Here is a 22,459-nt window from a genome sequence, read left to right on the forward strand (position 1 = left end):
TCTCGCCGTTGCGCGCTTTGCGGCGCCTCCCACGCACCTGTCTGCGGCGCCGCGGATCTTGGTCGCCGTTGCGCCTGCGGCGGGCTGGGTTGTGGTGGGTGCGGTGACGGTCCTCCGGGGCCGGTTGTGTGGACTGCTTCGCTTTACGTCCACACAACCGACCCCTCCGGCCCGTCCCCTCCCGTTGAGGGAGGGAGAAGGGTGGGTAGGGGTGGACGTGGGGGTCGGCGGTCCCGTAGGGGAGGGTCGAACAGATCCCGTAAGGGGTACGCACGCCCCCGGCAGAGCCTCAACTCGACCGGCCGGCGCGGAATTCCCCACACCGCACGACACAAGACACTGCACGACACGAGAAACCGCCAAACGACAACGCCCGCCCCCACCGGCCTCCCACCCCCCACCAACGGGAGGAGCTGGACCGGAGGACGAAGTCTGGAGGGCCGGCACCGCACCCGACAAACAAACGCCCGCCGCCAGGCGCAACGGCGACCAAGCCCAACGGCGGGACAGCCGACAACGTACGCGGCGCCGCAAAGCGCAGCACAACGGCGAACCAGCCCCCGGCGAGACAGCCAGGTACGTACGAGGCGCCGCAAAGCGCAGCGCAACGGCGAACCAGCCCCGCGGCGCCGCAGACGGGTACGTGCAGGGCGCCGCACAGCGGCGACGGCGAGACGCCCCGCGGCGGGACGGCCAGGTACGTACGGGGCGCCGCAAAGCGCAGCGGAACGGCGAGACGACCCGCGGCGGGAAAGCCAGGTACGTGGGGAGTCAGGCAGCCGCTTTCGCGGCGTCCACCTTGCGGCCGAAGTGGACCGAGGCCCACCACAGGGCGGCGAAGATCGCGCCGAGGAAGAACATCGTGGGGATGACGAAGCCGCTGGCGATGAGGGCGATCTGGAGGGCCCAGCCGAGCTGGACGCCGCCGGGGCGGGTCAACATGCCGCACAGCAGGATGCTGAGCAGCATTGCGATGCCGCTGACCGTCCAGATCGTGGCCGTCGGGATGTCCGTCAGCTGCATCGCGACCAGGCCGGCGAAGCCGATCACGAAGAATTCGCCTATCAGAGTGCTCGCGCAGAGCGTGCGCATGATCAGCTCCTCCCCATCAGCAGCCGGGCCTCGCCGACCGTGATCACCGAGCCGGTCACCAGCACGCCCGCACCGGAGAACTCGCCCTCCTCCTCCGCGAGGGTGATCGCCGCCTCCAGGGCGTCGTCGAGCCGCGGTTCGACCTGGACCCGTTCGGCGCCGAAGACCTCCACCGCGACGGCCGCCAGCTCGTCCGGATCCATCGCACGATGGCTGGAATTACGCGTCACCACGACCTCGGCGAAGATCGGCTCGAACGCCTCCAGAAAGCCGCGGACGTCCTTGTCGTCGCTGGTGCCGACCACGCCGACCAGCCGGCTGAAGCCGAACGCCTCGGTGACCGCCTCGGCCGCGGCCCGGGCTCCCGCGGGGTTGTGCGCGGCGTCCAGCACCACCGTGGGGCTGCGGCGGACGACCTCCATCCGGCCCGGCGAGGCGACCGCGGCGAACGCGGAGCGGATGGTGTCGAGGTCGAGGGTGCGGGCGTGGTCCGAGCCGACGCCGAAGAACGCCTCGACCGCGGCGAGCGCCACCGCGGCGTTGTGCGCCTGGTGGGCGCCGTACAGCGGGAGGAAGATCTCCGGGTACTCGCCGCCCAGCCCGCGCAGCGTCAGCATCTGCCCGCCGACCGCGACCTCACGGGAGAGCACCCCGAACTCCATGCCCTCACGGGCGACCGTGGCGTCCACCTCGACCGCGCGCTTGAGCATCACCGACGCCGCGTCCACCGGCTGCTGGGCCAGCACGACCGTGGCGTCCTTCTTGATGATCCCGGACTTCTCACCGGCGATCTGCTCGGGCGTCTCGCCGAGCCGGTCGGTGTGGTCGAGGGAGATGGGGGTGACCACGGCGACATCGCCGTCGATCACGTTCGTCGCGTCCCAGGTGCCGCCCATGCCGACCTCGACGACCGCGACGTCCACCGGAGCGTCCGCGAAGGCGGCGAAGGCCATGGCCGTCAGCACCTCGAAGAACGACAGGCGGTACTCCTGCTGGGCGTCGACCATCTCCAGGTAGGGCGCGATGTCCCGGTAGGTCTCGATGAAGCGCTCGGCGGAGACCGGGCTGCCGTCCAGGCTGATCCGCTCGGTGACCGACTGGACGTGCGGGCTGGTGTACCGGCCGGTGCGCAGGTCGAAGGCGCCCAGCAGCGCCTCGATCATGCGGGCGGTGCTGGTCTTGCCGTTCGTGCCGGTGATGTGGATGGACGGGTACGCCCGCTGGGGGGAGCCGAGGACGTCCAGAAGCGCCTCGATCCGCTGCACCGACGGGTCGAGCTTGGTCTCGCCCCAGCGGCCGGCCAGCTCCTCCTCGACGGCCCGCAGCGCGCGGTCGACCTCGGGATCGGCCGGCCGGGCGGGGATCGGGTCCCCCTGCGGCGGTCCCGCCTGGGCGCGCAAGGTCCGGCTGCCGGCCTCGATCACCGCCAGGTCGGGGTCTCTGTCGGTCTCGGCCTCGACCAGTTCGTCGAAGGCGTCGGTCGGGTCGGGGTCGTCGTTTCGGGGGCGCTCGCTCACGACGACAAGTCTACGAGGCACCTGTGACAGCGCGGCGCTGCGCTGCCCACCGCCCGCCGCGCGCCGCGCACGCCCGCCGGGAACTCCCCCGCTACCCCAGTGCCGCCTTCATCATCGCCCGCGCCACCGGGCCCGCCAGGCCGTTGCCGGAGACCTCGTTGCGGGCGGCGTGGCCGTCCTCGACCATCACGGCCACCGCCACCTGGTGCCCGTTGCTGTCCTCCGCGTACGAGACGAACCAGGCGTAGGGCGTCCCGCTGTTGTCGACGCCGTGCTGGGCGGTGCCGGTCTTGCCGCCGACGGTCAGTCCGCCGATCTTCGCGTTCGAGCCGGTGCCCTCGTCCACCACCGTCTGCATCGCGGACCGCAGCTGGGCGGCGGTGCGGGCCGACATGGTGCGGCCGTCCCGGTACGCCGTCGGCTCGTTCTGCTGGACGGTGTTGCCGCCGCCGTCGGTCAGCCGGTCGATCAGCCGCGGGGTCCTCAGCTCGCCGCCGTGGGCGATCGCGGCGGTGACCATCGCCATCTGGAGCGGGGTCGCCTGGTCGTTGAACTGGCCGATCCCCGACAGCGCGGTCTGCGCGGCGTCCATGTCGTCCGGGTAGACGCTCTTGGCGGCGCGTACCGGGGTGTCCACCTTGCCGTCGTTGAAGCCGAACTTCTCGGCCTGCGCCTTGACCTTGTCCTTGCCCAGGTCGACGGCCATCTTCGCGAACACGGTGTTGCAGGAGTACCGCAGCGCGGTGCGGAGGGTGGCGTTCTTGCAGGGCGCGGCGGCGTTCTCGTTCTTCAGCGTGGTGCGGGTGTGCGGGAGGGGGTACGGGTCGGGGCTGTCGGTGTGCTCGTCGACCGAGGAGTACAGGCCGTTCTCCAGCGCGGCCGCGGCGACCACCAGCTTGAAGGTGGAGCCGGGCGGCAGCGGCTGCCGCAGGGCCCGGTTGACCTCGGGGTGGTCCCCGTCGCCGGACATCTTCCGCCACGCCTTCTGGTCGGCGGCGGCGGACCCGGCGAACGTCCCCGGGTCGTACGACGGGGTGCTGACCATGCCGAGGATCCGCCCGGTGGCCGGGTCGAGGGCGACGGCGGCGCCCTTCTTGCCGTCCAGCGCCCGATAGCCGGCCTTCTGCACGGCGGCATCGACGGTGGTGGCGACGTCGCCGCCCTTGGCACGGGTGCGGGTCAGCGCGTCGGCGGGGCTCTGCAGCCGGCTGTCGGAGCCGTCGAGGAGGTCGCCGTAGAGGCTCTCCAGTTGGTTGCTGCCGAAGATCTGCGAGGTGAAGCCGGTCACCGGGGCGTAGAGCGGGCCGTCCTTGTAGGTGCGCTTGTACTTGAGGGTGGAAGAGGTGGCGGCGGAGCCGGTGACCGGCTCACCGCCGACGAGGATGTTGCCCAGCGGCGCCGCGTACTTGCCGATGGCCACCCGCGGGTTGTGCGAGTCCTCCTTGTAGTCGCCGGCCTTCGCGCCCTGGATCCAGGTGACCCAGCCCATCAGCGCGAGTATCAGGGCGAGGCAGAACACCGAGGCCCGGCGCAGTGGCTTGTTCATGGGACGCGGCTCCTGGGACGGGACGGGCGGTTGCCGCCGGACTCCGGCAATCCGGTCCACCGTGCCTCGGCTTCATGAGAGCGCGATGAGAACGGTCTTAACGGGCCGAATCGGCCCGACCTGCCCGGCCGGGACAACTTTCCGCCCCACTCCGCCCTCTTCCCCAGCGGGCTGCTGCGGCGCCCCGCACGTACCGGGGGCGGCGGCCCGGCCCACGGGAGCGTCGAGCACGACGAGGGCGCACGGGAAGGCAGGAGCTGAACAGGCGTGCCGGCAATCAGTCAGCGGATGCATTTGGTGCTGCTCACCGCCTGGACCGCACTGTGGTTCGCGGTCGTCGAACCGCACGGCGGATTCTCCTGGCACTACCTTCGCACCGGCGGCGAGCTGCTCTACCAGGGCACCGCGGGCGACGGCACCGGCGGCCTCAACCTCTACGCGCACCACCCCGAGCTCCAGATGGGCCCGCTCAGCTTCCTGACCGCCGGGCTGTTCAACCCGTTCCCCGAGGCCACCGGCCAGTTCCTCGCCGCGGCCCTGATGTCGCTGCTCGGCCTGGTCATCGTGGTCCTGGCCGGGCGCAGCGCGGCCCACCACTTCCTGGGCACCGGCACCAACCACCAGCGGCTGCGGCAGCGCGTCCTGATAGCCGGGCTGGCCTTCATCCCCATGTGGATCGAGGTCGCGGTCCGCTTCGGGCACCTCGACGACGTCCTCGCGCTGTTCTTCACGGCCCTCGCGGTACGCGCCGTCACCCGCGGCGACGCCGCCCTGACCGGCGGCTTCCTGGCCCTGGCGATGGATTCCAAACCCACCGCCCTGGCCTTCGTCCCGCTGCTCCTCGCGCTGCCCCGGGAGAAGTGGCTGCGGGCCGGCCTGTGGTGCGCGGGCCTGGTGGCCGTCGCCTGGCTGCCGTTCTTCGTCGGCGACCCGCAGTCGTTCGCCGCGGCGAAGTTCGCCATCCCCAACCACCCGGCGTCCGCGCTGCGTTGGCTGGGCGTCGGCGACCCGGAGACCCCCGGCTGGGACCGCCCGGCGCAGGCCGCCCTCGGGCTGGCCCTCGGCTCGATCGCCGTGTGGCGGGGCCGCTGGGCGGCCGTGGTCCTGCTCGGCGCCAACGCCCGGATCGTCCTCGACCCCAGCGTCTACACGTACTACACGGCGTCGGTGCTGCTCGGCACCCTCCTGTGGGACGTGATCGGCCAGCGCCGCCTGGTCCCCTGGTGGAGCTGGCTCGCGCTGCTGATCCTCTACGGCAGCGTCTTCGCGGTCCCCGACGACGCGGCGCGCGGCCTGATCCGGCTGGCCTTCGTGGCGGTCTCGACGGCGTACGTACTGCTCTGGCCGGTCCGCGAACGGGGTGCGCGAGGAAGGGGCCGGGGACGGCGCAGGCCCCCCGCCCGTACGGACGAGGGGCCTGCGGCGTGGAACGGTGCTACGCCTGGGGCAGAGCCGCCAGCTGCGCGGTGATCCGCTCGATGTCGGCCTCCGCGGTCTCCAGCCGGCCGCGGATCTTGTCCACGACCTTCTCGGGCGCCTTGGCGAGGAACGCCTCGTTGCCGAGCTTGGCGGTGGCCTGCGCCTTCTCCTTCTCCGCGGCGGCCAGGTCCTTCGTCAGCCGCTTGCGCTCCGCCTCGACGTCGATGGCGCCGGACAGGTCCAGCGCGACCGTGGCGCCCGCGACCGGCAGCGAGGCGGTGGCCTGGAAGCCGTCACCGGCCGGCTGCAGCCGCAGCAGCGCCCGCATCGCGGCCTCGTGCGCCGCCAGCGCCGTACCGGTCAGGTCCAGCCGCGCCGGGACCTTCTGGCCGGGCTGCAGTCCCTGGTCGGAGCGGAACCGCCGGACCTCGGTGACGACCTGCTGGACGGTCTCGATCTCCTTCTCCGCGGCCGCGTCGCGGAAGCCCGAGTCCGAAGGCCACTCGGCGATGACGAGCGACTCGCCGCCGGTCAGCGTCGTCCACAGCGTCTCGGTGACGAACGGGACGATCGGGTGCAGCAGCCGCAGCGTGACGTCCAGGACCTCGCCCAGGACCCGGCGCGACGCCTCGGCGGCCGGGCCGCCCGCCATGAACGTGGTCTTGGACAGCTCGACGTACCAGTCGAAGACCTCGTCCCAGGCGAAGTGGAAGAGGGTGTCCGACAGCTTCGCGAACTGGTAGTCGTCGTAGTACGCGTCGACCTCGGCGACGACCGAGTTCAGCCGGGAGAGGATCCACCGGTCGGTCGCCGACAGCGCTTCGGCGGGCGGGAGTTCGCCCTCCACCGTCGCGCCGTTCATGAGCGCGAAGCGGGTGGCGTTCCAGATCTTGTTGGCGAAGTTGCGGGAGCCCTGGACCCAGTCCTCACCGATCGGCACGTCGACACCGGGGTTGGCACCGCGGGCGAGGGTGAAGCGGACCGCGTCGGATCCGTACGCGTCCATCCAGTCCAGCGGATTGACCGCGTTCCCGAAGGACTTGGACATCTTCTTGCCGAACTGGTCACGGACCATGCCGTGCAGCGCGATGGTGTGGAACGGCGGGGTGCCGTCCATCGCGTACAGCCCGAACATCATCATCCGGGCGACCCAGAAGAACAGGATGTCGTAGCCGGTGACCAGGACGGAGTTCGGGTAGAACTTCTCGACGCTCGGGGTCCGTTCGGGCCAGCCGAGCGTGGAGAACGGCCACAGGCCCGACGAGAACCAGGTGTCGAGGACGTCGGTGTCCTGGTGCCAGCCCTCGCCGCTCGGCGGCTCCTCGTCCGGCCCCACACAGACGACCTCGCCGTTCGGGCCGTACCAGACCGGAATGCGGTGGCCCCACCACAACTGCCGGGAGATGCACCAGTCGTGGAGGTTGTCCACCCAGCCGAAGTACCGCGACTCCATCTCCTTGGGGTGGATCGCGACCTTGCCGTCCCGGACCGCGTCCCCGGCGGCCTTGGCCAGCGGGCCGACCTTGACCCACCACTGCATCGACAGCCGCGGCTCGATGGTCGTCTTGCAGCGCGAGCAGTGCCCGACGGAGTGCGTGTACGGGCGCTTCTCGGCGACGATCCGGCCCTCGGCGCGCAGCGCCCCGACGATCGCGGAACGGGCCTCGAAGCGGTCCAGGCCCTGGAACGGGCCGTGCGCCGTGATGACACCGCGCTCGTCGAGGACGGCGAGGCTGGCGAGGTCGTGCCGCCGGCCGATCTCGAAGTCGTTCGGGTCGTGCGCCGGGGTGACCTTGACGGCGCCGGTGCCGAACTCCGGGTCGACGTGCTCGTCCGCGACGACCGGGATCCGCCGCCCGGTCAGCGGCAACTCGATCTCGGTGCCGACGAGATGGGCGTACCGCGCGTCGTCGGGGTGGACCGCGACCGCGGTGTCACCGAGCATCGTCTCGGCGCGGGTCGTCGCGACGACGATCGACGAGTCGCCCTCGCCGTAGCGGATGGAGACCAGCTCGCCGTCGTCGTCCTGGTACTCCACCTCGATGTCCGAGATGGCGGTCAGACAGCGCGGGCACCAGTTGATGATGCGCTCGGCCCGGTAGATCAGCTCGTCGTCGTGGAGCCGCTTGAAGATCGTCTGGACGGCCTTGGACAGGCCCTCGTCCATCGTGAACCGCTCGCGCGACCAGGCGACGCCGTCGCCCAGCCGCCGCATCTGCCCCGAGATCTGGCCGCCGGACTCGTTCTTCCACTGCCAGACGCGCTCGACGAACGCCTCCCGGCCGAGGTCGTGCCGCGAGACGCCTTCCTTGGCGAGTTCGCGCTCGACGACGTTCTGGGTGGCGATACCGGCGTGGTCCATGCCCGGCTGCCACAGCGTTTCGTAGCCCTGCATCCGCTTGCGGCGGGTGAGGGCGTCGATCAGCGTGTGCTCGAAGGCGTGGCCCAGGTGGAGGCTGCCGGTGACGTTCGGCGGGGGGATGACGATCGTGTACGGCGGCTTGTCGCTCTTCTCGTCCGCCTCGAAGTAGCCCCGCTCTACCCAGCGCTCGTACAGCGGCCCCTCTACATCGGCCGGCGTGTACTGAGTCGGCAGTTCGGGGTCGCTGTGCTTGCTCTGCTGAGTGTTCTCGGTCACGACGGACAGTGTACGGGCGCCCGTGTACCAGCTTCGAATCGGTTTCGCCCCCGGGGCAACGGCTGTCGGCGCCGTCGTACAGGATGTCGGCAGCGCATAAACATCGCAGAACTTCAACTGTTCTCAGTTGTCACGAGGGGAACCGCTCCATGAGCTTCAACCAGCCGCCACCCGGCCCGTACGGCCAGCAGCCCCAGCAGCCCGGTCCGTACGGCCAGCCGCAGCAGCCGCCGGCCCCCCAGCCCGGTTACGGCTACCCGCAGCAGGGCGGCCCGGTGCCTGGGCAGCAGGGCTACGGCTACCCCCAGCAGGCCCCTGCGCAGGGCTACGGCTACCCCCAGCAGCCCGCCCAGCCCGCCTACGGCCAGCAGCCCCCGTACGGCGGCCAGCAGACCCCCTACGGCGTCATCCCCCAGGGCCCCGAGGAGTCCGGCGGCAACGGCAAGAAGATCGGCCTGATCGTCGGCGCGGTCGCGGTCGTCGCGGCCATCGGCGTCGGCGCGTACTTCGTCTTCGGCTCGGGCGGGGACGTCAAGCCGTACACGATCTCGGTCCCGAACAGCTTGCTGAGCGGGCAGTTCAAGAAGGCGGAGACCCCTGGTGCCAGCGGCACCGAGGACTTCAGCAACGACAAGGAAGCCAAGGCGATGGGCATCACCAACGCCAAGGGCGTCCAGGGCAGCTACAAGGCCGATGGCGGGCTGAGCATGAGCCTGCACGGCATCTACGGCCAGATCGCCGACCCCGAGGGCACGGTGGGCCAGATGTTCGCCAAGGTCGACGAGAACCAGAAGAAGAACACGGGCAACGCCAAGATCGAGGACATCACCCCGACGACCGAGTACTCCCCGGACGACTTCGACGGCGCGGTGATGAAGTGCCGGACGCAGAAGATCACGGTGTCGCAGGGCGGCATGAGCGTGCCCATCACGGCCTCCACCTGCGTCTGGGGCGACAACAGCGCCATCGGCGTCGTCACCATGGCCGCCACCCCCAGCCCCTCCGGCACCACCACCGCCACCACTCCTGGCGCCGAGGAACTCGCCGAGAAGACCGCCAAGGTCCGCAACGAGGTCCGCAAGGAGAAGTAGCGGCCCGTCCCGTGCGCCGTTTGTGGGGGACGGCGGCAGGGGCCCGGCGCCCGTGACGACACAGAGCCGCCCGGCAGCAAGCAAGCTGCCGGGCGGCTCTCGTACGTCTGCGGTCGCGTTCTACGCGCTCTTCTCCTGCGGCTCCCCCGAGTCGCCGCGGGTGCGGGGGACCAGGGTCGGGTTCACGTTGGAGTGGACGACGTCCTCGGTGATGACGACGCGGGCGACGTCCTTGCGGGACGGGATCTCGTACATCACCGCCTGGAGGACCTCCTCCATGATCGCGCGCAGACCGCGGGCGCCGGTGCCGCGGAGGATGGCCTGGTCGGCGATGGCCTCCAGGGCCGGGCGGTCGAAGTCGAGCTCCACACCGTCGAGTTCGAAGAGCCGCTTGTACTGCTTGACGAGCGCGTTGCGCGGCTCGACGAGGATCTGCAGCAGCGCCTCGCGGTCGAGGTTGTGGACCGAGGTGAGGACGGGCAGCCGGCCGATGAACTCGGGGATCATGCCGAACTTGACCAGGTCCTCCGGCATGACGTCCTGGAGCTGGTCCTTGGACTCGATCTCCCGCTTGGAGCGGATCGTCGCGCCGAAGCCGATGCCCTTGGCGCCGGACCGGGACTCGATGATCTTCTCCAGCCCGGCGAAGGCACCGCCCACGATGAACAGCACGTTCGTCGTGTCGATCTGGATGAATTCCTGGTGGGGGTGCTTACGGCCGCCCTGCGGCGGGACCGAGGCGGTGGTGCCCTCCAGGATCTTCAGCAGGGCCTGCTGCACGCCCTCGCCGGAGACGTCACGGGTGATCGACGGGTTTTCGCTCTTCCGGGCGACCTTGTCGATCTCGTCGATGTAGATGATGCCGGTCTCGGCCTTCTTGATGTCGAAGTCCGCGGCCTGGATCAGCTTGAGGAGGATGTTCTCGACGTCCTCGCCGACGTACCCGGCCTCCGTCAGGGCCGTGGCGTCGGCGAAGGCGAAGGGGACGTTCAGCATCCGGGCGAGGGTCTGCGCGAGCAGGGTCTTGCCGGAGCCGGTGGGGCCGAGCAGCAGGATGTTGGACTTGGCGAGCTCGATGCCGTCGTCGCCGCGCCCGGGGCCGTTCTCGCCCGCCTGCACCCGCTTGTAGTGGTTGTAGACGGCGACCGACAGCGCCTTCTTGGCGGGGTCCTGGCCGACGACGTAGCCGTTCAGGAACTCGTAGATCTCCCGGGGCTTGGGGAGCTCCTCCCACCGCACCTCGGAGGTCTCGGCGAGCTCCTCCTCGATGATCTCGTTGCAGAGGTCGATGCACTCGTCGCAGATGTACACACCAGGTCCCGCGATGAGCTTCTTCACCTGCTTCTGGCTCTTTCCGCAGAATGAGCACTTGAGCAGGTCGCCGCCGTCACCGATGCGTGCCACGAGGTGCTTCCCCTTCGCCTGGGATCCGCATTGCTCCAACGGACCCGGGTGCTTGCCTATCGACGGTACCTTGCCGGGCCCCCCGTACGGGCCCCCCTTGGACCGACTCGGTTCACTCGATCCCGAACCGGTCCAAGGAGGCAACGCTCCGGCGCATTGCGCGAAGAATCGCTAGCCGATCGAGACGGACGACTTGCGCGTCGAGACGATCTGGTCGACCAGACCGTACGCCAGGGACTCCTCGGCGGTCAGAATCTTGTCACGCTCGATGTCATCGCGGATCTTCTCGATGGGCGTGGAGGAATGCTTGGCCAGCAGGTCCTCCAGCTGGGTCCGCATCCGCAGGATCTCGTTGGCGGCGATCTCCAGGTCGGAGACCTGACCGCGGCCGGTCTCGCTGTACGGCTGGTGGATCAGCACCCGGGCGTTCGGCAGCGCCATCCGCTTGCCGGGCGTGCCGGCCGCGAGCAGCACGGCCGCGGCGGAGGCCGCCTGGCCCATGCAGACCGTCTGGATGTCCGGCTTCACGAACTGCATCGTGTCGTAGATGGCCGTGAGGGCCGTGAACGAGCCGCCGGGGCTGTTGATGTAGATCGAGATGTCGCGGTCCGGGTCCATCGACTCCAGGCACAGCAGCTGCGCCATGACGTCATTGGCGGAGGCGTCGTCGATCTGCACGCCGAGGAAGATCACTCGCTCCTCGAACAGCTTCGCGTACGGGTCGTACTCGCGCACCCCCTGGGACGTGCGCTCGACGAAACGCGGGACGATGTAGCGAGCCTCGGCCCGTGGGCCGGAAAACTCCGTGCGCGCGCCGGAAATCTCGGACTCCGGGCGCTGGTAGAGGCCGCTGCCGGGGAAGTAGTTCATCGTGGTGTTCACCGTCCTGGTGGCGATCAAGTGGGCTGGGGTGGCTGAGGGCGAGTGGTGCGGGGCTCAGGCCCCGGTGCCGCCCCCGCCCGGAACGCCGGCGGCGGAGGTCATCACCTCGTCGATGAGGCCGTACTCCTTGGCCTCGTCGGCGGAGAACCAGCGGTCGCGGTCGGAGTCCTGGGTGATCCGCTCGACCGTCTGACCGGTGTGGAAGGCCGTCAGCTCCGCCATCCGCTTCTTGGTGTGCAGCAGCCGCTCGGCGTGGATCTTGATGTCCGACGCGGAGCCGGCCAGGCCCGCGGAGGGCTGGTGGATGAGGATCTCGGCGTTCGGCAGCGCGAAGCGCTTGCCCGGCGTACCGGCGCTCAGCAGGAACTGGCCCATGGATGCGGCGAGGCCCATCGCGATCGTCACCACGTCGTTCTTGATGTACTGCATGGTGTCGTAGATCGCCAAGCCGGCCGAGATCGAGCCGCCCGGGGAGTTGATGTAGAGGAAGATGTCCTTGTCCGGGTCCGCGGCGAGGAGAAGCAGCTGCGCGGTGATCTTGTTGGCGATGTCGTCGTCGACCGGCTGGCCGAGGAAGATGATCCGCTCGCCGAGCAGCCGGTTGTAGACCTGGTCGCCGAGGCCACCGAAGGTCGGCTCAGCGGCGGCGGAAGGCATCGGGATCGTCACGTGTCCACCTGCTCGTTGTCGGACGGCTCGGGGCCGTCACAGCGTCGTCTTCTGGGGCGCGGGGATCGGGCGCCGTGTGTCGCCCCGGCGCGGTTTCAGGGACTCCCCTGCCCTCGTATCTACGGACCCTAACGCGCAGGTCGGACAACGCCATCCCGCATTGTCAACTGTTCGCTGTGAGCGCAGGCTCACCGACCGGTACGACGGACGGGCCCGAACACGCGGGCGTGCGTGTTCGGGCCCATTGATCAGTCGTTCTGCGCGGACCGCGGGACGGCCCGGGCCTTACGCCTCGGGCTTGTCGTCCGCGGCCTCGGCCTCGGCACCCTCGGCCTCGACGGTCTCGGCCGTCTCGTCCTCGTCGTCGAGGTCGACGACCTCGCCGTTGGTGTCCTTGACCGTGGCGGCCTCGACGACGACCGCGAGGGCCTTGCCGCGGGCGACCTCACCGACGAGCATCGGCACCTGGCCGCCCTCGACGACGGCCTGGGCGAACTGGTCGGGGGACATGCCGGAGGACTGGGCGCGGCGCATGAGGTGCTCGGTGAGCTCCTCCTGGCTGACGTTCAGCTTCTCCTTGTTGACCAGCTCGTCGAGGATGAACTGGGTCTTGATGCCCTTCTCGGCCTGCTCCTTGGTCTCGGCGTCGAACTCCTCCTCGGTCTTGCCCTGGATCTCCAGGTACTTCGCGAGGTCGAGACCCATCTGGCCGAGCTGGTGGTGCTCCAGGTTGTGCTTGCGGGTCTGGATCTCGTCCGCGAGCAGCTTCTCCGGCATCGGCACCTCGACGAGCTTGAGCAGCTCGTCCAGGACCTTCTCCTGGGCCTGGGTGGCCTGGTCGTACTTCTTCATCTGTGCCAGGCGCTTGCGGCTGTCCGCCTTGAGCTCCTCAAGGGTGTCGAACTCGCTGGCCAGCTGCGCGAAGTCGTCGTCCAGCTCGGGGAGTTCGCGGGACTTGACCTCGGTGACCTCGACGGTGACCTCGGCCTCCTTGCCCTGGGCGGAGCCGCCCTTGAGCTCGGAGGTGAAGGTGGCGCTGCCGCCGGCCTCCAGGCCCTTGACCGCGTCATCGATGCCGTCGAGCAGCTCGCCGGAGCCGACGGTGTACGTGACGCCCTGGGCGACACCGTCCTCCAGGACCTCGCCGTCGACCTTGGCCTCGAGGTTCACGGTCAGCACGTCGCCGTCCTCGGCGGCGCGCTCGACCGGGCTGGTGGTCGCGAAGCGCTCACGCAGCTGCTCGACCGACTTGTCGACGTCCTCGTCCGACACCTCGACGGCGTCCACCTCGACCTCGATGCCGGAGTAGTCCGGGATCTCGAGGACGGGGCGGATGTCGACCTCGGCCGTGAAGTTCAGCGTCTCGCCGTCCTTCAGCTCGGTGATGTCGACCTCGGGCTGGCCGAGGACGTTCAGCTCGGCCTCGTTGACCGCTTCGGTGTAGAACTTCGGGAGCGCGTCGTTGACGGCCTCCTCCAGCACCGCGCCACGGCCGAACCGCTGGTCGATGACGCGCGCCGGGACCTTGCCCTGGCGGAAGCCCTTCACCGTGACCTGCTGGTTGATCTTCTTGTACGCCGCGTCGAGGCTGGGCTTGAGCTCCTCGAAGGGCACCTCGACAGTGAGCCGAACCCGAGTCGGGTTCAGGGTCTCCACGGCGCTCTTCACGGTTCGGTCTCCTTGGGGCTGACTTCTGGGGTTTTGCTTGAGATCCGCCGGCACCCGGCTGATCCGGGCCCTGCCGATCCGCCCGGTACACAGACACACGGGCACGCAGTTTGCATAGTAACCGCAAGGAGGATGACGCCGACAACGTGATCTTGAACGCCCGGCGGTCCGGGCGGGCCCCGGAAGGGGCCGGGCCCCACTGGACGGGCCCTGTCGGACAGAGGTCCTGCTGGTCGGGGTGGCCGGATTCGAACCGACGACCTTCCGCTCCCAAAGCGGACGCGCTACCAAGCTGCGCCACACCCCGTCGGTGCGACACGTAGGGTACATGGCCGGACGCGGTACGGCTGCCAGTTATTTGTGCGGCCCGACGGCGGTCAGGGGCACGGCCGGCGGACGGCGCACGGAAAGTCCGCGCCGGCGTACGCGGCACGGGGCGCCGGCCGCGGGAAGGGATGTGCGGGAGGCCGCCGCGACCCGCTAGGATGCACTGCGTGCCGAGGTCCGACGACCTGTGGCGCCTGCGGGCGTAGCTCAATGGTAGAGCCCTAGTCTTCCAAACTAGCTACGCGGGTTCGATTCCCGTCGCCCGCTCGTGAGGAAAAGCCCCGGACCGGCCGGTCCGGGGCTTTTCACTTTCCGCCTTCTTCCCGCTTCTTCCCGCTTCTCCCGCTTCTTCCCGCTTCTCCCGCTTCTCCCGCTTCTCCCGCTTCTCCCGCTTCTCCTGCTTCTTCCGTCTTGCGGAACGGCCGGGTTCACGGGACCGGTGCGGCGGCTTCCATAAAGTGGCCGTATGGAGATCTGGCTCAATCCCGCATGTTCCAAGTGCCGTTCCGCGGTCGACATCCTGAACGAGGAAGGCGCGCAGTACACGGTCCGCAGGTACCTCGACGATCCGCCGAGCGCGGAGGAACTGCGCGCGGTGCTGGCCCGGCTGGGCCTGGAGCCGTGGGACATCACGCGTACCCAGGAGGCCGAGGCGAAGGAGCTGGGGCTCGGGGGGTGGGAGCGCACCGAGGCCGCGCGCGAGCGGTGGATCGCGGCGCTGGCCGGTCATCCCCGGCTGATCCAGCGGCCGATCATCACCGCGGACGACGGTTCGGCGGTGGTGGGCCGCAGCGAGGAAGCCGTACGCGAGGCGGTGGCGCGGACCGGGGACGAACAAGGCCGCTGAACGTCGTCGTGCGCACGCCGTCGCAGGAGCCTTGGGGAGTCTCGTGGGCGGAGGGACGTCCGGGCGTCCGGGTATCCGGACGGCGTCCGGGCGTCCGGACGCCTAGAACGTGATGTGGTTGATGGTGTCCGCCAGGGAGTTGAGGAACCTGTTGATGGACGGCGCCATGCCGGTGGAGGCGAGGAAGAAGCCGAACAGTATGGCGACGAGCGCCGGGCCCGCCTTGATCGACTTCCCTCTGATCAGCACGATCAGGATGATCCCCAACAGCAGCACAACTGACAGCGACAGAGCCACACTGATCACACCCTTGGTCGGAACGCCTCACCGGCCCGGGAGCATGCCGCGCACACCCCCCGGCACCCATCGTGCCACCAACTCCATGCCCACTGCAGGCCGGTGACGAATCATCGGCCAACGCTTTGCCCGATTCCGGCCGCCGGCGACGGATCGTGGGAGCGGGCCGCGTACCGACCCCGCGGTGACTCCCTCCCTCTCCCCCACCACCCCTCCCCCGCAATTTCGCCGTCGTGGCATTCCGCGATCATTCGGGAGGCCTTCCCGGGCCCTTCCCGCACACCCTTCCCCCGTGCTCGCCAATTATTTATCCGTGAGCTCCGCCACTGTTTTACGGGCGTGGCAAAGAGCGTGACGACGGCGGAACATGCGACAGCGCACAGTGCCACGAAAGAGGACATTCCCTCGGCGTCGTTCTCAGGGGATATGACCCGATTTGCAGGTATCAAGCGTTGCAAAAGGGGCAACGGGGTGACAGCTGCGCCCCGTCAACGGCTCGTCCCTGCGGTATTTATCCAGGTCATATCGACGGGGCCGTCAGGTGAAATAGCGAAGGGTGTGGCGGCGGTTTTACGCATTCGCCGGGCGCCGCTATCGTGCCTGGAATGTTTCCCGCTGCCCCCACACCGCGACGCGTCCTCCCGCCTGCCCGGGAGGCGGCGGGCACAAACGGGTCCGGCCGTACGGAGTCCGCCGAGCAGCCGGCGGGGGCGTCGGCGCCCCCGGAGAAGGGCGGGGGGCGGAACCCCTTCTTCGACAACGCCAAATACCTGGCCATCGTGCTGGTGGCGATGGGGCACGCCTGGGAGCCGCTGACCGACGGCAGCCGCGCCGCCGAGGCGCTCTACATGACCGTCTACACCTTCCACATGCCGGCGTTCATCATCATCTCCGGCTACTTCTCGCGCAGTTTCGACATGCGCAGGGACCGGTTGCAGCGGCTGGTCACCGGGGTCGCCGTCCCGTACGTGCTCTTCGAGACCGCCTATGCGTTCTTCAAGCGCTGGGCGGACGACGATCCGGGACACCCGATCAGCCTGCTCGACCCCTGGTTCCTGACCTGGTTCCTGATCGCCCTGTTCATCTGGCGGCTGACCACACCGCTGTGGAAGGTCGTGCGCTGGCCGATCCCGCTCGCGGTGGTCATCGCCGTCCTCGCGTCGATCTCACCGGACATCGGTGACGACCTGGACCTCCAGCGGGTGCTGCAGTTCCTGCCGTTCTTCGTGCTGGGGCTGTCGCTGCGGCCGGAGCACTTCCGGCTCGTCCAGCGGCGGGCGGTCCGGATCGCGTCGGTGCCGATCTTCGCGGCGGCGCTGGTGATGGCCTACTGGGCGGCGCCGCGGATGAGTTCGGCGTGGTTCTACCACCGCGACAGCGCCCAGGAGCTGGGCACCACCTGGTGGATCGGCGCCGTGATGACGCTGGCGCTCTTCGGCTGCTCGATGGTGCTGGTGGCGTGCTTCTTCTCCTGGGTGCCGACCCGGCGGACCTGGTTCACGGTGCTGGGCGCCGGGACGCTGTACGGCTATCTGCTGCACGGCTTCCTGGCCAAGGGCTCGCGGTTCTGGGGCTGGTTCGACGACTACGCCTGGCTGCACTCGCCGCTCGGCGAGATCGCGGTCACGCTGCTCGCGGGCGGCATCGTGACGGCGCTGTGCACGCCGCCGGTCCGCAAGGTCTTCCGGTTCGCGATGGAGCCGACCATGGACTGGGCGTTCCGCAAGGTGGCCGACCGGCCGGCGGCCGGGGTGCCCCGGCAGCAGCAGCCTCAGTCCTCCGCCTGAGACGGCCCGGGGAGCACGCGGTCGGTGAGGGTGCCCGCGGTGAGGACCAGGATCTGATCGGCCCGGGCGGCGGCCACCGGGTCGTGGGTGACCATGACGACGGTGGTGCCGAGGGTGTCGACGGCGTGCCGGAGGAGGCCGAGCACCTCGGCGGCGGTGGCGGCGTCCAGGGCCGCGGTGGGCTCGTCGGCGAAGAGCACCTCGGGCCCGGTGACCAGGGCGCGGGCGAGCGCGACACGCTGCTGCTGGCCCCCGGAGAGCCGGCCCGGGCGGCGGTGGGCGTGGTCGGCCAGGCCGACCCGGGCGAGGACGTCGGCCGCCCGGCGGCGGTCCGGGCGCTGTCCGGCCAGCCGCATCGGCAGCAGCACGTTGTCCTCGACGGTGAGGGCCGGCAGCAGATTGCCCGCCTGGAAGACGAAGCCGAGCCGGCTGCGGCGCAGGGCGGTGAGGCGGCGCTCACTCATTCGGCTGATTTCCGTGCCGGCGAGTCGTACGGACCCGGAGGTGGGGCGGTCCAGACCGGCCGCGCACTGCAGGAGCGTCGATTTGCCGGACCCCGAGCGACCCGTGACGGCGGTGAACGAGCCGCGCGGCAGCGTCAGGTCGATACCGCGCAGGGCGTGGACGGCGGCCGGGCCGCGGCCGTACCGGCGCCGTACGCCGCGCAGTTCGAGGGCGGGCGCGGCGGTGGGCGGGGGTGCGGTCGAGGGCATGGTGGGGCGCTCCGTGGTGTCCGGTGGGGGCTCGGCCCGGGCCGTCGTGGCGGCCGGTGGCGTCGGTTTCACCGTAGGGAGCCGGGGCCCGGCCGGGCCATGGGGAGGGCCGCCGGGCCGGGCGGGGGGAAACCCCACCCGGGAGCCCCGGGTCGCCCTCGTGGCGGTCAGGCGTCGCGGCAGATCAGGAGCAGGGCGCGGTCGTCGTTGACGTCCTTGGCGACGGCCTCGATCAGGTGCCAGGCGGCGCCGGCGAAGCCGCTGGCGACGTAGCGGTCGGCCTCGCCGGTGAGGCGGTCGATGCCCTCGGCGATGTCGCGGTCGGCGGCCTCGACCAGGCCGTCGGTGAAGAGCATCAGGACGTCGCCGGGCCGCAGGGTGCCCTTGACCGGGTCGAACTGGGCGCCGTCGTAGACGCCGAGCAGCGGTCCGTCGCCCGCCTTCTCCTCCCAGCGGCCGCTGCCGGCGCTGAGCTGGAGGGCCGGCAGATGGCCGGCGGAGAGGAGTTCGTAGTCGCCGGATTCGAGGTCGAGGACGAGGTGGATGGAGGTGGCGAAGCCCTCGTCCCAGTCCTGGCGGAGGAGGTAGCCGTTGGCCGCCGGGAGGAAGCCGTGCGGCGGGAGGGAGCCGAGCAGGCCGCCGAAGGCGCCGGAGAGCAGCAGGGCGCGGGAGGCGGCGTCCATGCCCTTGCCGGAGACGTCGGTGAGGACGACTTCGAGGATGTTGCCGCCGTGAGTGCGGGAGGCCACGACGAAGTCGCCGGAGAAGGACTGGCCGCCGGCCGGGCGCAGCGCCATCTCGTGGTGCCAGCCCTTGGGCAGCCGGGGCAGTTTGCTCTGCACCCGGATGCGTTCGCGCAGGTCGAAGAGCATGGTGCCGCCGCGCCGCCAGGGCACGCCGACGCGGCTGCGGAACTGGGCGATGAGCAGGCCGAAGAGCCCGACCGCGGCGACGACCAGGACGGTGCCCGGGGTGATCCGGTCGGGGCCTTCCTCGTACGGGCCGAACAGCGCGGACTCGACGACGAGTGCGGCGGCGGAGGCACCGTAGAGGACGAGGAGGTTGGCGGGGCGGAGGAGCAGGCCGCCGGCGATGACGGGGAGGACCAGGGCGGTCGGGGCGATCCATTCGGGGCGCCAGAGGGTGCCGGCGGCGATGGCGGGGATGGCGAACAGCAGGGCGGCCAGCGCGAAGTGGTCGGAGCCCTCGCCGCGGAAGTAGTCGACCCCGGCCTTGCGCACGCCGACGCGGGCCCGGTGCAGACCTTTGTGCACCCGGGCCGTCAGGGTTTCGGTTCCCGGGCCACTCGTCATCGCCCTGGGACCTTATCCACCCGTTCGGCGGCGCGTCGATTCGCCGCACGTCGCCCCGGCCAATTGCGGGGAAACCCCGTTCGAAATGCGGTCGCGCGGGCGGGGAACGTCCGATGAGCCGTGGTGGGAGGGGGTGTGCGGCGGCGCGATCACGGGTATTACGCGGCGCCGCCGGCCCCTTGGCAGCCCGGGCACCAGAAGAGGTTGCGGGCGGCGAGGCCGGCGGTGCGGATCTCGGTGCCGCAGATGTGGCAGCCCTGCAGGGCGCGGCGGTAGACGTAGACCTCGCCGCCGTGGTCGTCGACGCGGGGCGGGCGGCCCATGGCCTCGGGGGTGTGCTCGGGGCGGACGGTGTCGATGCGGTTGTGCCGGACGCCTTCGCGCATGAGGGCGACCAGGTCGGACCAGATGGCGTCCCACTGCGCGCGGGTGAGATCGCGGCCGGCGCGGTACGGGTCGATGCCGTGGCGGAAGAGGACCTCCGCGCGGTAGACGTTGCCGACCCCGGCGATGACCTTCTGGTCCAGGAGCAGCGCCGCGATGGTCGTCCGGCTGCGGGAGATCCGCTGCCAGGCCCGGCCGCCGTCGTCGTCGGGGCGCAGCGGGTCGGGGCCGAGCCGGTCGTGTATGGCCTGCTTCTCGGCGTCGGTGATCAGTGCGCAGGTGGTGGGGCCGCGCAGGTCGGCGTAGGCGTCCGGGCCGGCCAGCCGCAGCCGGACGGTGTCGGTGGGCGGTGGGGCCGGCGTGGTGCCGAAGCCGAGCTTGCCGAAGAGACCGAGGTGGATATGGATCCAGCGGTCCATGCCGAAGCCGAGGAAGAGGTGTTTGCCGTGCGCCTCGGTGGTGTCGAGCACCTGGTGGTCGACGAGGGCCGCGCCGTCGGAGAACTTGCCCTGGGGGCTGGTCGCCCGGACCTGCTGCCCGAGGAAGCGCTCGGCGTAGTCCGCGGCGAGGCGGTGGATGGTGTGGCCCTCGGGCACGGGGGGTCCTCCGGTGGGCGCGCCCGCCCTCCCCCGGGCGGCGGGGCGGGCGGGCGGCGGTGACGTACGGGCGGGGCTCAGCCCTGCGGGTGGTGGGCGGGGATGGCCGGGAGCTCGCCGGTGGTCTCGTAGGCGGAGAGCATCTCGATGCGGCGGGTGTGCCGCTCCTCGCCGGAGTACGGGGTGGCGAGGAAGACCTCGATGAACCTGGTCGCCTCGTCCTGGGTGTGCATCCGGCCGCCGACGGAGATGACGTTGGCGTTGTTGTGCTCGCGGCCGAGCTTCGCGGTCTCCTCGCTCCAGGCCAGCGCGGCCCGTACGCCCTTGACCTTGTTGGCGGCGATCTGCTCGCCGTTGCCGGAGCCGCCGATCACGATACCGAGGCTGTCCGGGTCGGCTGCGGTCCGCTCCGCGGCGCGAAGGCAGAACGGCGGGTAGTCGTCCTGGGCGTCGTAGATGTGGGGTCCGCAGTCGACGGGCTCGTGGCCGTGGGCCTTGAGCCACTCGACGAGGTGGTTCTTGAGTTCGAAGCCGGCATGGTCGGAACCGAGGTACACGCGCATGCGGAGAGTGTGACACGCGCCGCCCCGGGCAGGCGCCGCCGGGTCCGCCGGTGGTCGGTGCCCCGGATGCGTCCGCGGATCCTCTCCCGCCTTCCGTACGCATGCCTCACGGCGCAACCGTCCAGTGTTTCGGACAACAATCCCGGATTGGACCTTCCAATCATCGGGTTGACGAAGATCTAATGCGGGGGTTCCATCCGAAACCACGAAGGACGGTGCACATGGGTGCGCACCCGCCGGACGGGCTGCAGGCCGGTCTGAAGAACCGCCATCTGTCGATGATCGCCATCGGCGGGGTGATCGGGGCCGGGTTGTTCGTCGGCTCCGGTGCCGGGATCGCGGCCGCCGGGCCGGGCATTCTGCTCTCCTACGCGCTGACCGGGCTGCTGGTCGTGCTGGTGATGCGGATGCTGGGCGAGATGGCCGCGGCGTCGCCGACCTCCGGGTCGTTCTCGGCGTACGCGGACCGGGCGCTGGGCCGCTGGGCCGGGTTCACGATCGGCTGGCTGTACTGGTTCTTCTGGTCGGTGGTGCTGGCCGTGGAGGCGACCGCGGCCGGCGCGATCCTCACCGGGTGGGTCCCGGCCGTCCCGCAGTGGGCCTGGGCGCTGCTGGTGATGGTCGTGCTGACCGGCACCAATCTGATCTCGGTGGGCTCGTTCGGTGAGTTCGAGTTCTGGTTCGCCGGGATCAAGGTCGTGGCGATCGTGGTGTTCATCGTGGTGGGCGCGCTGGCGATCTTCGGGCTGCCGCCGGGGGACGGCGCGGTGGGGATGACGAACCTGACCGGGCACGGCGGGTTCCTGCCGAACGGGCCGGGCGCGATCCTCTCCGGCATGCTGCTGGTGGTCTTCTCCTTCATGGGCAGCGAGATCGTCACGCTGGCGGCGGGCGAGTCGCCGAACCCGGTGCAGGCCGTCCGCAAGGCCGTGAACAGCGTCATCTGGCGGATCGCGCTGTTCTACCTGGGCTCGATCGCGGTGATCGTGACGCTGCTGCCGTGGAACGACCCGGCGGTGGTCAAGAGCCCGTACGTGGCGGTGCTGACGTCGCTGGACATCCCGTACGCGGGCACCGTGATGGACGTCGTGGTGCTGACCGCGGTGCTGTCCTGTCTGAACTCCGGGCTCTACACGGCCTCCCGGATGGCGTTCTCGCTGGGGCAGCGCGGCGATGCACCGAAGTCGTTCGCCTCCGTCAACAAGGGCGGGGTGCCGGCGGTGGCGATCTTCGCGTCGGTCGCGTTCGGCTTCGTCGCGACGATCTTCAGCTACACGTCGAAGGACACCGTCTTCCAGTTCCTGCTGAACTCCTCGGGCGCGGTGGCCCTGTTCGTGTGGCTGGTCATCTGCTTCTCGCAACTGCGGATGCGCCGGACGCTGGAGCGGGAGACGCCGGAGCGGCTGACCGTGCGGATGTGGCTGTACCCGTGGCTGACGTACGCGACGATCGCGCTGATCGTCTTCGTCGTGGGCTACATGTTCTACGACCCGGACGGCCGGGAGCAGATGGTGCTGTCGGTGGTCGCGGCCGTGGTGGTGCTGGCGGTCGGGCTGGTGCTGGAGCGGCGGCGCGGACGGGAGAAGCCGGCGGGGCGGCCCGCCGAGGCCGTCGAGACGGCCGGGACCGGCGAGCGCGCGTAACGGCGGGAGCGAACGGAAGGGCGGGGCGCCCCCCCCGGAGGGGGGGGGGCCCCCCCCCTGGCG

General features: G+C 70.4%; 18 protein-coding genes and 2 tRNA genes. 6 read left to right on the forward strand and 14 right to left on the reverse strand.

Annotation, left to right across the window (positions count from 1 at the left end):
* Positions 1-771: 771 nt before the first annotated feature.
* The 3 genes from ACFV1J_RS35415 to ACFV1J_RS35425 all read right to left on the reverse strand — a co-directional run bounded on the left by ACFV1J_RS35415 (position 772) and on the right by ACFV1J_RS35425 (position 4,155).
* Complete coding sequence (locus ACFV1J_RS35415) at positions 772-1,092, reverse strand: DUF4233 domain-containing protein (protein WP_385865241.1); 321 nt, start codon at positions 1,090-1,092, stop codon at positions 772-774.
* Between the two features lie 2 nt (positions 1,093-1,094).
* On the reverse strand, positions 1,095-2,609 hold the full coding sequence (locus tag ACFV1J_RS35420) for a bifunctional folylpolyglutamate synthase/dihydrofolate synthase (protein WP_385865242.1): 1,515 nt from the start codon (positions 2,607-2,609) through the stop codon (positions 1,095-1,097).
* A 91-nt stretch (positions 2,610-2,700) separates the two neighbouring features.
* A complete protein-coding gene (locus tag ACFV1J_RS35425) occupies positions 2,701-4,155 on the reverse strand; it encodes a peptidoglycan D,D-transpeptidase FtsI family protein (protein ID WP_385865244.1) in 1,455 nt (484 codons plus the stop codon).
* 288 nt (positions 4,156-4,443) lie between these two features.
* Here ACFV1J_RS35425 and ACFV1J_RS35430 point away from each other — a divergent pair, with 288 nt between their 5' ends.
* Complete coding sequence (locus ACFV1J_RS35430; RefSeq protein ID WP_385865268.1) at positions 4,444-5,625, forward strand: hypothetical protein; 1,182 nt, start codon at positions 4,444-4,446, stop codon at positions 5,623-5,625.
* On the opposite strand, the gene ACFV1J_RS35435 is transcribed toward ACFV1J_RS35430, so the two are convergent.
* The gene (locus tag ACFV1J_RS35435) at positions 5,591-8,212 is read right to left on the reverse strand and encodes a valine--tRNA ligase (RefSeq protein ID WP_385865247.1); all 2,622 of its coding nucleotides are present in this window, start codon (positions 8,210-8,212) and stop codon (positions 5,591-5,593) included. The two genes, ACFV1J_RS35430 and ACFV1J_RS35435, sit on opposite strands and share 35 nt — an antisense overlap.
* A 149-nt stretch (positions 8,213-8,361) precedes the next feature.
* Between ACFV1J_RS35435 and ACFV1J_RS35440 the strand changes: the two genes are divergently transcribed.
* Positions 8,362-9,303 carry a hypothetical protein gene (locus tag ACFV1J_RS35440; RefSeq protein ID WP_385865248.1) on the forward strand — a complete coding sequence of 314 codons (942 nt, stop codon included), beginning with the start codon at positions 8,362-8,364 and terminating at the stop codon, positions 9,301-9,303.
* 120 nt (positions 9,304-9,423) lie between these two features.
* Here the strand turns inward: ACFV1J_RS35440 and clpX are convergent, their stop codons facing one another.
* The 5 genes from clpX to ACFV1J_RS35465 all read right to left on the reverse strand — a co-directional run bounded on the left by clpX (position 9,424) and on the right by ACFV1J_RS35465 (position 14,233).
* On the reverse strand, positions 9,424-10,707 hold the full coding sequence (gene clpX / locus ACFV1J_RS35445; RefSeq protein WP_033265682.1) for an ATP-dependent Clp protease ATP-binding subunit ClpX: 1,284 nt from the start codon (positions 10,705-10,707) through the stop codon (positions 9,424-9,426).
* Positions 10,708-10,878: 171 nt separating this feature from the next.
* Positions 10,879-11,577, reverse strand: coding sequence for an ATP-dependent Clp protease proteolytic subunit (locus ACFV1J_RS35450; protein WP_385865269.1), 699 nt, complete (start codon positions 11,575-11,577; stop codon positions 10,879-10,881).
* A 66-nt stretch (positions 11,578-11,643) separates the two neighbouring features.
* Complete coding sequence (locus tag ACFV1J_RS35455; RefSeq protein WP_030415517.1) at positions 11,644-12,246, reverse strand: ATP-dependent Clp protease proteolytic subunit; 603 nt, start codon at positions 12,244-12,246, stop codon at positions 11,644-11,646.
* A 297-nt stretch (positions 12,247-12,543) separates the two neighbouring features.
* Positions 12,544-13,926 (reverse strand): trigger factor, encoded by a 1,383-nt coding sequence (gene tig, locus ACFV1J_RS35460; RefSeq protein ID WP_385865251.1) that lies wholly within the window; start codon positions 13,924-13,926, stop codon positions 12,544-12,546.
* A 230-nt stretch (positions 13,927-14,156) separates the two neighbouring features.
* Positions 14,157-14,233, reverse strand: a tRNA-Pro gene (locus tag ACFV1J_RS35465).
* Positions 14,234-14,449: 216 nt separating this feature from the next.
* On the opposite strand from ACFV1J_RS35465, the gene ACFV1J_RS35470 reads away from it, so the two are divergent.
* Positions 14,450-14,520, forward strand: a tRNA-Gly gene (locus ACFV1J_RS35470).
* A 199-nt stretch (positions 14,521-14,719) separates the two neighbouring features.
* A complete protein-coding gene (locus tag ACFV1J_RS35475; protein ID WP_385865252.1) occupies positions 14,720-15,100 on the forward strand; it encodes an arsenate reductase family protein in 381 nt (126 codons plus the stop codon).
* A 102-nt stretch (positions 15,101-15,202) separates the two neighbouring features.
* On the opposite strand, the gene ACFV1J_RS35480 is transcribed toward ACFV1J_RS35475, so the two are convergent.
* Positions 15,203-15,397 carry a hypothetical protein gene (locus ACFV1J_RS35480; protein ID WP_030415520.1) on the reverse strand — a complete coding sequence of 65 codons (195 nt, stop codon included), beginning with the start codon at positions 15,395-15,397 and terminating at the stop codon, positions 15,203-15,205.
* A gap of 605 nt (positions 15,398-16,002) precedes the next feature.
* On the opposite strand from ACFV1J_RS35480, the gene ACFV1J_RS35485 reads away from it, so the two are divergent.
* Positions 16,003-17,184, forward strand: coding sequence for an acyltransferase family protein (locus ACFV1J_RS35485; protein WP_385865254.1), 1,182 nt, complete (start codon positions 16,003-16,005; stop codon positions 17,182-17,184).
* Here ACFV1J_RS35485 and ACFV1J_RS35490 read toward each other — a convergent pair.
* From ACFV1J_RS35490 to ACFV1J_RS35505, 4 genes are all read right to left on the reverse strand, one after another.
* Positions 17,169-17,897 carry an ABC transporter ATP-binding protein gene (locus ACFV1J_RS35490; RefSeq protein ID WP_385865256.1) on the reverse strand — a complete coding sequence of 243 codons (729 nt, stop codon included), beginning with the start codon at positions 17,895-17,897 and terminating at the stop codon, positions 17,169-17,171. The genes ACFV1J_RS35485 and ACFV1J_RS35490 overlap by 16 nt on opposite strands.
* Before the next feature lie 167 nt (positions 17,898-18,064).
* Positions 18,065-19,210: a PP2C family protein-serine/threonine phosphatase gene (locus tag ACFV1J_RS35495; RefSeq protein WP_385865258.1), complete on the reverse strand. Its 1,146-nt coding sequence runs from the start codon at positions 19,208-19,210 to the stop codon at positions 18,065-18,067.
* Positions 19,211-19,368: 158 nt separating this feature from the next.
* Positions 19,369-20,190 (reverse strand): Fpg/Nei family DNA glycosylase, encoded by an 822-nt coding sequence (locus ACFV1J_RS35500; RefSeq protein WP_385865260.1) that lies wholly within the window; start codon positions 20,188-20,190, stop codon positions 19,369-19,371.
* A gap of 77 nt (positions 20,191-20,267) precedes the next feature.
* Complete coding sequence (locus tag ACFV1J_RS35505; RefSeq protein WP_385865262.1) at positions 20,268-20,753, reverse strand: ribose-5-phosphate isomerase; 486 nt, start codon at positions 20,751-20,753, stop codon at positions 20,268-20,270.
* Positions 20,754-20,974: 221 nt separating this feature from the next.
* Between ACFV1J_RS35505 and ACFV1J_RS35510 the strand changes: the two genes are divergently transcribed.
* Positions 20,975-22,396, forward strand: a complete 1,422-nt coding sequence (locus ACFV1J_RS35510) for an amino acid permease (protein ID WP_385865264.1) — start codon at positions 20,975-20,977, stop codon at positions 22,394-22,396.
* Positions 22,397-22,459: the final 63 nt, after the last annotated feature.

Origin of the sequence: Streptomyces sp. NPDC059649, from assembly GCF_042734445.1 — a bacterium.
Taxonomy (GTDB): domain Bacteria; phylum Actinomycetota; class Actinomycetes; order Streptomycetales; family Streptomycetaceae; genus Streptomyces.

Bases quoted from the DNA above. Each gene is read 5' to 3' on its own strand.
- ACFV1J_RS35455 (WP_030415517.1), bottom strand. From the start codon at position 12,246: ATGCCTTCCGCCGCCGCTGAGCCGACCTTCGGTGGCCTCGGCGACCAG.
- ACFV1J_RS35505 (WP_385865262.1), bottom strand. From the start codon at position 20,753: ATGCGCGTGTACCTCGGTTCCGACCATGCCGGCTTCGAACTCAAGAAC.
- ACFV1J_RS35415 (WP_385865241.1), bottom strand. From the start codon at position 1,092: ATGCGCACGCTCTGCGCGAGCACTCTGATAGGCGAATTCTTCGTGATC.
- ACFV1J_RS35440 (WP_385865248.1), top strand. From the start codon at position 8,362: ATGAGCTTCAACCAGCCGCCACCCGGCCCGTACGGCCAGCAGCCCCAG.
- ACFV1J_RS35490 (WP_385865256.1), bottom strand. From the start codon at position 17,897: ATGCCCTCGACCGCACCCCCGCCCACCGCCGCGCCCGCCCTCGAACTG.
- ACFV1J_RS35425 (WP_385865244.1), bottom strand. From the start codon at position 4,155: ATGAACAAGCCACTGCGCCGGGCCTCGGTGTTCTGCCTCGCCCTGATA.
- ACFV1J_RS35430 (WP_385865268.1), top strand. From the start codon at position 4,444: ATGCATTTGGTGCTGCTCACCGCCTGGACCGCACTGTGGTTCGCGGTC.
- ACFV1J_RS35495 (WP_385865258.1), bottom strand. From the start codon at position 19,210: ATGACGAGTGGCCCGGGAACCGAAACCCTGACGGCCCGGGTGCACAAA.
- ACFV1J_RS35475 (WP_385865252.1), top strand. From the start codon at position 14,720: ATGGAGATCTGGCTCAATCCCGCATGTTCCAAGTGCCGTTCCGCGGTC.
- ACFV1J_RS35485 (WP_385865254.1), top strand. From the start codon at position 16,003: ATGTTTCCCGCTGCCCCCACACCGCGACGCGTCCTCCCGCCTGCCCGG.
- ACFV1J_RS35510 (WP_385865264.1), top strand. From the start codon at position 20,975: ATGGGTGCGCACCCGCCGGACGGGCTGCAGGCCGGTCTGAAGAACCGC.
- ACFV1J_RS35450 (WP_385865269.1), bottom strand. From the start codon at position 11,577: ATGAACTACTTCCCCGGCAGCGGCCTCTACCAGCGCCCGGAGTCCGAG.